The sequence below is a fragment of the Bacillus salipaludis genome (assembly GCF_004358205.1).
The window spans coordinates 1-9590 of the sequence record NZ_SMYO01000046.1; the positions used below are offsets into that span (position 1 = coordinate 1).

Here is a 9590-nt window from a genome sequence, read left to right on the forward strand (position 1 = left end):
ATAGCATAAAAACTATATCCAACTAAATACAACAAAACCTTCCAATAAGCGAAATGAGGAAGGTTATTTGGCATGGACATTTTTAGTATATCATGACGGGATCAAACATTTTATTGAAAAATGTTGACAAACTATTAGCTGGTTTACTTTAAGTGCAATAACTCACAATCCCATTATGCTTCAAACTGATTGAAGAAGAAAAAGGCTACCGAGGCAGCCCATTTGTTGTGAAACTAACGTTTTACGAGTCCATAAGTAATAACCAACCCTTAAATACAGAGTTACTTTTTAAATTAAAATAATACTTAGTAAATCTAACAAATTCTTGCGTATTAACCTCTTTGTATTTATAGAAATCATAATAGCATTTCAAGAATTTTTCAGCCTCTTTTATTCCACCCCTTTTTTCAAACAATTTCCATAGCATAACCTCTGATTTACCATAAAAGTATGAACTTGCATTTGATGTATATTTATCTAAAGGCATATTTACTGGAAGATTTAATTGTTCTATAGGTATTGATGAAAATGGATTGTCATGTTTCGATTTAGAAAAGTAATATAGCTTTGCAGCAAAGTCTGCGAACCCCTCATCAAGCCAAGCTTCATTATAAGGGTCATTACTAATCATACCGTAAAACCATTGGTGTGCAATTTCATGAACAACCATATATTTGAGTCCAGCTGGATTTACAGAACCAAGATTGCGAATAGATCCAGCTGTTACTATTCCTGGGTATTCCATCCCCATTTGGTTTAGTACTATATCTAATTGTTTAAATGGATATGAACCAATATTCTTTTGAAAGAAGGTTAAGGCATCTGAAGCAGTTTCACTAATATCCATATTTAAATCTTTATCTTCTTGATTTCCAAACACCCTGATATTTACGTTTCCTTCCTTTTTTTCGGTGACATTTGGCTTTTTAAGTATCGCCATAAATAGTTCTTTTACATTTCTAACTTCAAATGAACCTTTGTTTTCACTAGGATATTTGTCATTCTTGCTTGTGGAGACTATAGTATAATCATTCGGAATGTCATAGGTTACTTTAAAATCACTGAATGCAGTATGATAGGTTTCTCCGTGGGTTGTGTATTCTTCCTTATTCCATTTATGATTTCTATATGTCGCAACCATAGGATAGAATTGTGCCAAATAATAATTCCCATTCTCCTTTGTAAATCTATAGCCGTTTTCTGGGAGAGTTAAATCATAGGCAAAATCAACGGTAACTTCTTTGTTAGAGTCTAATTTACTTACCAGAGGAATGGTTAATGTATCCTTATCTAGTTTAAAATCAACTTTTTCTCCCCCGACTGCAACTTTATCAAATTGAACTATAGAGGGGTGTTCTAATTGTGGTGAATTGTTTTTTGTAAACATATTCGGAATAAAGTAAAACACTAAATTGTCCCACGAATCTTTAGAAACGTTTTTTACTTTTACCGTTGTTTCTAAATGCAACCTTCCGTCTTGATTCATTGACAACCTGATATTATATTGGCTTTGACTTCCTGGGGGCACACTTTTTGGAGAGAATTGCATTTTGGGTGTTTTTTCAATTTTAGATGACTCTGCTTGTTTAATATCTTTTAATAGCAACCAAGTAGCGAATGAAATAACAATTATTACAGGTAATAAAATCAAAACAAATTTCTTATTATAAATCGTATCTCCCCACACCTTCCTCAATATTCCAATAACAAGAAGTATTCTCGATTGGTACTGTTATTTCCTTCCTTTTTTTGGTACCTTTAGTCAAATATCTATAATAAAAAAAGACTGCCGAAACAGTCCGTTTGTTGTGAAAGTAATGCACCCGTTAGTTTAAGTGAAAATCTTCACAATCTTTTTTTACCTTAACAAAATCTAATCCGTTGATGTGTAGTGGCATATCAAAAAGACGCCTTCTTACTAAAGAAAAGCGCCCTTTAATGGAATAACCAAAAAAAGCAGCAGCCATAGGCGAGAAAATAAAGTCCTAAGTTCTATTGAACAAACATTCCCAGCTGAAACGTAATATTCAAAGTGATTAAGGTTTTTTTGGCCGATTAACTTTTTTATCGTATTCTAATTCAGGGAGACAAGATAGTCGGCAAGTTTATCGAAAGTACCCTCAAGATCTTGTTGAAGCTTTGGAGCCATACCTTTGTATGTTTCTTGTTCCTCAGCTGAAGCGTTCACAGGGCAACCTTTCAGTTTTAAAACAGTTTTACCGTCGTCATCTTCTAGCGTTATGATATTCATAATTTCAAGAGGCCAGCTCACGCTAAAAGGCGCTCGGACCGTATTGCCTTGCTCATCGGAAAAGGATCGGATAAAAACCACTTTCTCAGGTTCGACAATCTCCTGGTATTCAAATTTTCCCCACATAACCTGATTTCCGTCAGGAGACGTCTGAATACCTAAAAACTCGCCTCCAGAACGAGCATCCATTTTAACGATTTCGAGGGTGACCCCCTTTGGTCCCCACCATTTCGCGAAATGCCCGTACTCTGTCCATGCTTTAAATACGAGTTCGCGAGGGGCATCGAATACACGCGTAATTGCAATTTCGAACGATTGATTCAGATTGTTATCCATGAAAATCCTCCTTGTTTTTTTGAAGGGAACTATTCCCCTACTTTGACAGAGTGCTTGAAGCCTGAACCAGAAGATCTGCCAGGAGATCGTAATCGGGTGATATCTTCGTCTGGCCCGCCCATTGAACGGATTAAAGACCAAGAAAAATGGACTGCTGAAAACAGTCCATCGCTGTTCAATTCTTGCACCCTTTAATGGAATAACTACACCACTTGATTTATCTATTAATGTGGAATAATAAGCCAACGTTTCTTAAACAACATTTATTGATTTTATAATTATCTAAAGCCATTCCGTTAATTCAAGATGAATTATAATTCCCTCTCTTTAGCACTTATCATTTCGTAATTCCCGAAGCATTTGAAAAATTTGACCTCTATGATGCGATTCATGTTCAATCAAATGGTAAACAACCCACTCAGGTGTGACGTCATAATGTTCAATTACTCTCGGTTTACGCCAATCGGTTAAGTCCATTGAACGAAAGTGAGAAAGAAATACTTCGCGTACCTTATTAAGGCGGTAAAAATGTTCCTCTATACTTTCTCCCTCAAAGTGAGTTAAATTGCCGTCAGTTCGATGTTCTAAAGGAAATAATGCGCTAATTTCTTGATCCCAATCAGTTCCAAGTACTTCTACATATAACCAATCTGCCTCGATCAATGCAATGTGATACAAGAGTGTCCCATTGATTGTCCTTCGCCTAATTTCCGGTCAATTAAGCTTTGGCTGGTTCCAGTTAATTCAGTTATAAGAGTACGTCGTACATCCTCTAGACACCATAGCCATCGGCCAATCTCTTCTTCATACTCTGGTAATGAAGATACCAGTAAAGTTCTTCTCTCCAACAGATCAACCTCCTCTAATTAAAATACTTAACATTCTATTAAAAATAGATGTTTCCTTCTTTTAAATAAAAATATTCTTCCCGTATTCCACAATCTGTCCCTTTAATAAAGAAAGAGCGCTATTCTTGCTACAGAATCGCGCCAGATTGCGGAGTATCGGTAAAATAAAAATTAATGTTTACCCTTTATAGGTATAAAAGCTGAGTGGTCTTGGATCATCAGCCAAATTGGGCACTCTACGATATATCACGTAGGATGCCTTGCTTTATTTTATGTGTTAGCCCTCAGATAAACTTGAAAAGTAACTATTTTACTCATTTTAAATATGTTCAGTTAATAATTTCTCCCTTGTTTTTGGCTAAATTTTCGCGCCATTCACGTCGCTCCGTAGTTGTCAGTTTCGCCCACTCTGTTTCTTCACCAATAATTCTTAAAGGTTCTTTTGAGCGATAAGATCGTGTTAAGTTACCCGGAAACTTTTTGTCAGTAACATTTGGGTCGTTTTCAAATTCACCTGTTGGTTCTATTATATAAACGCGTTCTCTTCCTTCTCCTTTTGCTAATGCTGCTGCAAGTCCTGCGCCATTGGCATTAGCAGTGAAATAAATATGGTTCATTTTAAGCTCAGGTTTGTAATTTGAATCTCCACCCGCTGTCAGTAAATCACCAACCTGCAAATCTGCCTTTGTCCCATGATAAAATGGTCCTTCATCAGAAGGTGCACCCTCATATGAATTTGACAATTCATAATTTCTTTTTGCATTATCAGAATCACACAACTCCTCATAGAATTTGGCAATGTTTAAATATAATGTTGAGTATGCACTCTTAACATTTTCATCATTTATATTTAGTGCACACTGTAAAGATGTTTCCATCCATTTCAATTTGTCTGTAATACTCTTTTGTTGACGAGCCAAATGATAAGCTGCAATAAACCTTTCATAGTCGTCTTTTGCTTCGTGCCAAGCTTGATGAAACATCGTGGTTGCACCTTCAACGTTTCCGCCATCTTCCATGTTCATCCCACTCATACAGAGTTTAATAACGACGTTGTTTGGATCAAATTTTATATTCATCTAATCTTACCTCCAAATTAATGAAATCACATTTTGAACTACATTTCTTCATTATTTAAAAGCCCATGCCTTTCCTGTGATATTCTAAAAAAATAAATTTATTCCGCTAACTGGCCCAAGAAATGAATACGTTATTCCCCGAAAGCGCCCGATTATTGAAGAAACTTGGTCTGTATGATTTACTCATTAGCCACACAACCATTGTAATTGCAACTGAGTAAGCCTCCTGTCCATTCGCGAACAGGAGGCTTTGTTTGTTGGTGAAACGGAAGTATGTTTGCTATTACTGCGGTTGCTCTCCTGGGACATTCACTTGGAAAGTAACGCCGAACTTGTCCTTTACTTGCCCGTACAAGGGGCTCCAATCCGTCTTCTGAAGAGGCATAATGACTTGTCCGCCGTCTTCCAAAGCGGCGAAGATTTCTCTAGCTCTAGCCTCTTCTTTGGGATGGATGGCAATCTGAATCGTATCGCCTGGCTGATAAGGCATGCCTGCGAACGTATCGGTGAACATGAGATCCGCGTCGCCGACTTTCAAGTGTGCATGCATAACGCGATCCTTCATGTCATCCGTCAACGGATGATTCGGGTCCGCCGGCATATCTCCGAACGTCATGATACCCATCACTTTCCCGCCAAGCGCTTTCTCGTAAAAATGGATCGCTTCTCTCGTGTTACCGTCAAAAATCAAATACGGGTTCAAACTAATTGACATCATTCAACAGCTCCTTTGGAAAAATTTGGACAACCTCTTATTCATGATACATCAAAATTGAGCTTGCGTAAACTGGACTAACCCACTTGATGGATAACGGTTCCAATTCTAAATAATCCTTATTCGATTAAATGGCCCGATTGTTGAATAAAAGCTAATGACTATTGTTCATACAGATAGGTAAGGGTTTGAAGTTATCGCTCCCTTTTCCCCCCGTTCACACCGTACATGAGACTTTCACCTCATACGGCGTTCCAACTAATCCAATTCAATTTAATCACCAACACTTCAGAAATCGTAGCCCCTTCTGTGTCTCAATTCTTCCGTTTTAATAAGTCGGTGCCTCCCGTAGGAGGTGAACCTCTATTAGTCTCACAAGAACCTTATTAACCGATAAAGATTTGCCTTGCATGATTAAATGATTCTTCATTAGTCTAGTGGCTATCCCTCTAGGCTGATTAGACCTTTCATTGGTACTGTGCCACCACTTTCACTGATATAATGACAAGTTATACAATAACTAATGTCATTATTGCTTTCCTTGCCAACGCTTCTTCGGGAGTAAGCCCTCCACGTTATCAGCTTACAACGTTGAGTTATATCTATTATAGAATGAACTTAGGTGCTTCCTGTAAGCCTGTTAGTATTCATACGCCTATAACGTATCATGGATTTTCATATTAGTTATTTTTACTCACCCACATCTAACCTCACAATTTGGTGATATACACATTTCTATGTATCGCAGGTATAGACCCGTACATTCAGAAGTTCGTCAGCTTAACCTTTTCTTTTAGGTTTAATTTGCATTCTCACCATATTCATTCAACTCAAGCATCATGATTTACACCACCCCATCGGGTAGGCCTTCGTCAGCTTAACCTGTTACGGTAAATTCTCACGCCTTTTCGCCGAGCTTATAACACTATCTTTCTTACTAAATCAAGTGCTATTCGACTAAGAGAGAACCCTTCAGGGCGTTACTCCTTCATTTGATTCTTCGATATAATCCTTCAGTTCCGACAGGAACTGTCTAGCCTTTACCAGAGAAATGTAACCATCCTCCATTTAAGCTAGAAACATTTCGCACAACTAAACTGCCCGTTAGTCGAATAAGAAAAAAGCCACCAATATGATAGCTCCGATCTTAAACTCTTGCACCCTTTAGTTTAAGTGCGTTTATTCACAAACTTATCCTTTTTACAGTTCGTTTATTACAGGAATGCTGTCTTGTTTGTAAAAAAACGACTGCCCTTATTTGCAATCGCCCTCGTTAGCTCTATTTTGACTAACTACTTCACCAAATGTTTCCTATTAAGCGAATTATCATTCTTGGTATAAACATTAAGATGTTCCAAACCACTTCAAATATAAACTCAATTAGGATATCTTTAAAAAAGCCGTCTCTATTTCTTTCTTTACTTTTCATCTTATAACTCCCAATTAATCAATCGTTGTTTAACTATTCTGACTCGGAATAGCAAATTCAATCCTTTAAATATATTCTACTTTTATTTTCTATTTCCTTCTACAACCTGCCCCGTTAGTGCAGCAAGCATAACTTCACAAAAATGTATAAATATTAGCTTATATACATTTTTTCTTGAGTATATATTCATAAATATACTGCCAAAACATACATTAATTAATTTACAAAAACATCCAAATGAGGGTCTGCCTGATTAACCAAGGGAATCATGCATGCCTCTACATGTAAAAATGTACGTTTCAAACTGGAAAAAAGTGTCCCAATTTATCAAGCAAAAACTGTGTCATCTCTTTCAAGCGGTCACAATAGATTATCTTACTCCACTAAAGCTACCCGTTTAATAAAAATTCCATTTAAAAAGGAACCGCGATTGGCGATTCCTAAGATTATTATTTATTTGCTGCGTTTATGGTTCTAAGTGAATTGTTAAGTGCTGTTTTACACTTGTTTACATCAGGATTCGATGAACGAACGGCTGCTAATACAACGTCAATCGTTCCATCAATTTTCGTCCATGTTGTGCCATCTATTTTTCGAAGCTTAGGTTCCTGTGTGTCCCATTGATGTTCTAATTCATCTGCCCCTTTTTTCGCTGAAGCAAAATCACTTTTATTTACAGCGTTTAGCATATCATTTTCGATTTTTGCAAAATTGTTTAACTGTCCAGATAATGTAGTTTGTGAAGCACCAGATTTTGATGTTGATTTATTTGCACCTTTTAAGACACTAAGTGAATTAGTAAGTACTGTTTTGCTTTGATTAACATCAGGTTTTGAAGAACGAACAGCTGCTAGCACAGAGTCGATTGTTCCATCAATTTTTGTCCATGTAGTGCTATCAATTTTTCGAAGCTTAGGTTCTTGTGTATCCCACTGATGTTCCAAATTATCAGCGCCTTTTTTTGCTGAAGCAAAGTCGTTTTTATTTACAGCGTTTAGCATATCATTTTCAATTTTAACAAAATCGTTTAATTGACCTGCTAATGTAGCTTGCTCTGCAGCACCTTGTGATGCAATATAATTACTTCGCCAATTATAACCACCTATACCAACAATTAAGAAAATTACGAGTACAACAATCGTTTGTGTTAGCACATGTTTCTTATTTACATTACTTTGGTTTGTTTCCGCTATATCACCTTTAGCATTTGTATCAATTTTTGAAACGGCAAGGAAAACGATGATCGCTAAAATAGCGATAAGAAAAATCACGCTCGTAACGGTTGTTCCGAGTCCTATTCCGCCATTTACTTTTGGTTGAGATAGGTAATCTCCAAGTGACGCTCCAAGCGGACGAGTTAAAATATACGCAGTCCAGAAAGCTAATACCCCGTCAAGTTTCAAAAATTTATAAGCTAAGAACACAAGAGCAATAATAATAACAACGCCAATTCCTGTGTAAAGATAACCAAAACCAAGTTGTTCGGAATATAAATCGCCGACCGCTGTTCCAAGTGCAAAGGTGAAAAGGATCGTAAGCCAGTAGAAAACTTCTCTTTTTGTAGTAAAAATCGAGTGGATCGAAAGTGTTTTTTCACTAAGATACCAAAATAGAAAAGTCAGTCCTAGTAGCACCGAGAAAACAGCTGTACTAACCTCAAGTGGTACGCCCATATTATCTGTCAAATTATCCGTTACCAGTGTTCCAAATACGCTTATAAGAACAACTGTTATCCAGTAAATGGCCGGAACATATTTGTTTGCTTTAAATTGAAAAAACAATGCAATAAAAAACGCAACTCCCATAATGATGGTAGTAAGAGTTAAACCAAGTCCAATGTTGAAATTGATGAAATCAGCAAATGTTTCACCAACAGTTGTACATAAAACTTTGATGATCCAAAAGAAAATCGTCACTTGTGGCACTTTGTTAAGTAAAATTTTCATTTTATTTTGGTTTTCTTGCATATATAATTCCCTTTCTTTAAGGTGGTTTCCCACAACTTAATTTTATTTTTCTCTTTAAATAAGGATACCCATCTAAAACCAAGTTTAGCATTAAGGAAGTCTGCGCTGTTTCTCCCACACTGGTTGTCATAATCTTGACGATTCCAAAAAATATGGTGACTTCTGATTCTTTGCTTATCATTTACCGACCTGAAAAGTAGTCATTGTTATAAAGCAATCTCCATCTTTTATTTTCATTTGATATGATGTTAGTCTCTACTATATTAGAAATGTGGGGGCTATTTATTAAAAACTAATTAAAATTAACTTAAGTGTATATTAAGTATAAGCAACATTTTCTTATTGTATATACGGTGCAGGATTGTTGAATACTTCTTTAAATTTAGAGTGGCTAAAAATGTCACTCTTTTTTTGGAAAGTAATTTTTTATTTTTGATAAATACTAGCTTTAGTAAAAAAATTAAAAATAGATTAAATTTCGAGTATTTCATTGACTCATATTTTTGTATTAGATAAAATCAATTTATTGTAATTGAAAAAGATTATCATTATCAGTTTTAGGGAGTGCATAGATTAAAATGTTCAGGAAAATCTTTAATTTAAAAACTATACTTATTACATTTTCTCTACTTGTAGTTATTGGTGTTATCATATGGCAAGGTATCCATTTTCATGGTAATCCGGATCCTACAGCAAAAAACATAACACCAGGTGCAGCCATTATTAATACTGCTATCCTTGTTTTTCGAGAAGGATTAGAAGCTATATTAGTGTTAGCTGCTATAATTTCTGGACTAGTTCGTAAAAAGGAAGACACTGTATGGAAACCTATCTCAATAGGTGCTGGTGTTTCATTCTTAGCTACCATAGCCACTTGGTTCATTGTTGTAGCTATCATCTCAGCAGTGAACGCATCTGAATTAAATATTCAAGCTTTTACTGGTATTTTAGCAGTGGTTGTTTTA

At 36.0% G+C, this 9590-nt stretch carries 8 protein-coding genes and 1 pseudogene; 1 reads left to right on the forward strand and 8 read right to left on the reverse strand.

Annotated features, from left to right (window positions below; genetic code table 11):
- Positions 1-241: 241 nt before the first annotated feature.
- From E2K98_RS29275 to E2K98_RS31915, 8 genes and pseudogenes are all read right to left on the reverse strand, one after another.
- Complete coding sequence (locus tag E2K98_RS29275) at positions 242-1687, reverse strand: M1 family metallopeptidase (protein WP_133340413.1); 1446 nt, start codon at positions 1685-1687, stop codon at positions 242-244.
- Between the two features lie 387 nt (positions 1688-2074).
- Complete coding sequence (locus tag E2K98_RS29280) at positions 2075-2587, reverse strand: SRPBCC family protein (protein WP_133340415.1); 513 nt, start codon at positions 2585-2587, stop codon at positions 2075-2077.
- A gap of 29 nt (positions 2588-2616) precedes the next feature.
- Positions 2617-2766 carry a hypothetical protein gene (locus E2K98_RS31355; protein WP_165976432.1) on the reverse strand — a complete coding sequence of 50 codons (150 nt, stop codon included), beginning with the start codon at positions 2764-2766 and terminating at the stop codon, positions 2617-2619.
- A gap of 148 nt (positions 2767-2914) precedes the next feature.
- Positions 2915-3265 (reverse strand): DinB family protein, encoded by a 351-nt coding sequence (locus E2K98_RS29285; protein ID WP_235824973.1) that lies wholly within the window; start codon positions 3263-3265, stop codon positions 2915-2917.
- The gene (locus tag E2K98_RS31910; protein ID WP_235824974.1) at positions 3247-3435 is read right to left on the reverse strand and encodes a hypothetical protein; all 189 of its coding nucleotides are present in this window, start codon (positions 3433-3435) and stop codon (positions 3247-3249) included. The genes E2K98_RS29285 and E2K98_RS31910 overlap by 19 nt, the downstream gene beginning before the upstream one ends.
- Positions 3436-3764: 329 nt before the next feature.
- The gene (gene arr / locus E2K98_RS32260; RefSeq protein ID WP_308175926.1) at positions 3765-4178 is read right to left on the reverse strand and encodes an NAD(+)--rifampin ADP-ribosyltransferase; all 414 of its coding nucleotides are present in this window, start codon (positions 4176-4178) and stop codon (positions 3765-3767) included.
- Positions 4179-4797: 619 nt separating this feature from the next.
- Positions 4798-5229: a VOC family protein gene (locus E2K98_RS29295; RefSeq protein ID WP_133340421.1), complete on the reverse strand. Its 432-nt coding sequence runs from the start codon at positions 5227-5229 to the stop codon at positions 4798-4800.
- Positions 5230-7863: 2634 nt separating this feature from the next.
- Positions 7864-8625, reverse strand: a pseudogene (locus E2K98_RS31915) (COG4705 family protein); the annotation flags it as partial.
- A 578-nt stretch (positions 8626-9203) separates the two neighbouring features.
- On the opposite strand from E2K98_RS31915, the gene E2K98_RS29305 reads away from it, so the two are divergent.
- Positions 9204-9590 (forward strand): FTR1 family protein (locus E2K98_RS29305; protein ID WP_208025445.1); only part of this gene is annotated, 387 nt, incomplete at its 3' end.

What these genes read in the sequence shown, in the direction of transcription:
- E2K98_RS29280 (WP_133340415.1), bottom strand. Translation starts at nt 2,587, where the DNA reads ATGGATAACAATCTGAATCAATCGTTCGAAATTGCAATTACGCGTGTA.
- E2K98_RS29295 (WP_133340421.1), bottom strand. Translation starts at nt 5,229, where the DNA reads ATGTCAATTAGTTTGAACCCGTATTTGATTTTTGACGGTAACACGAGA.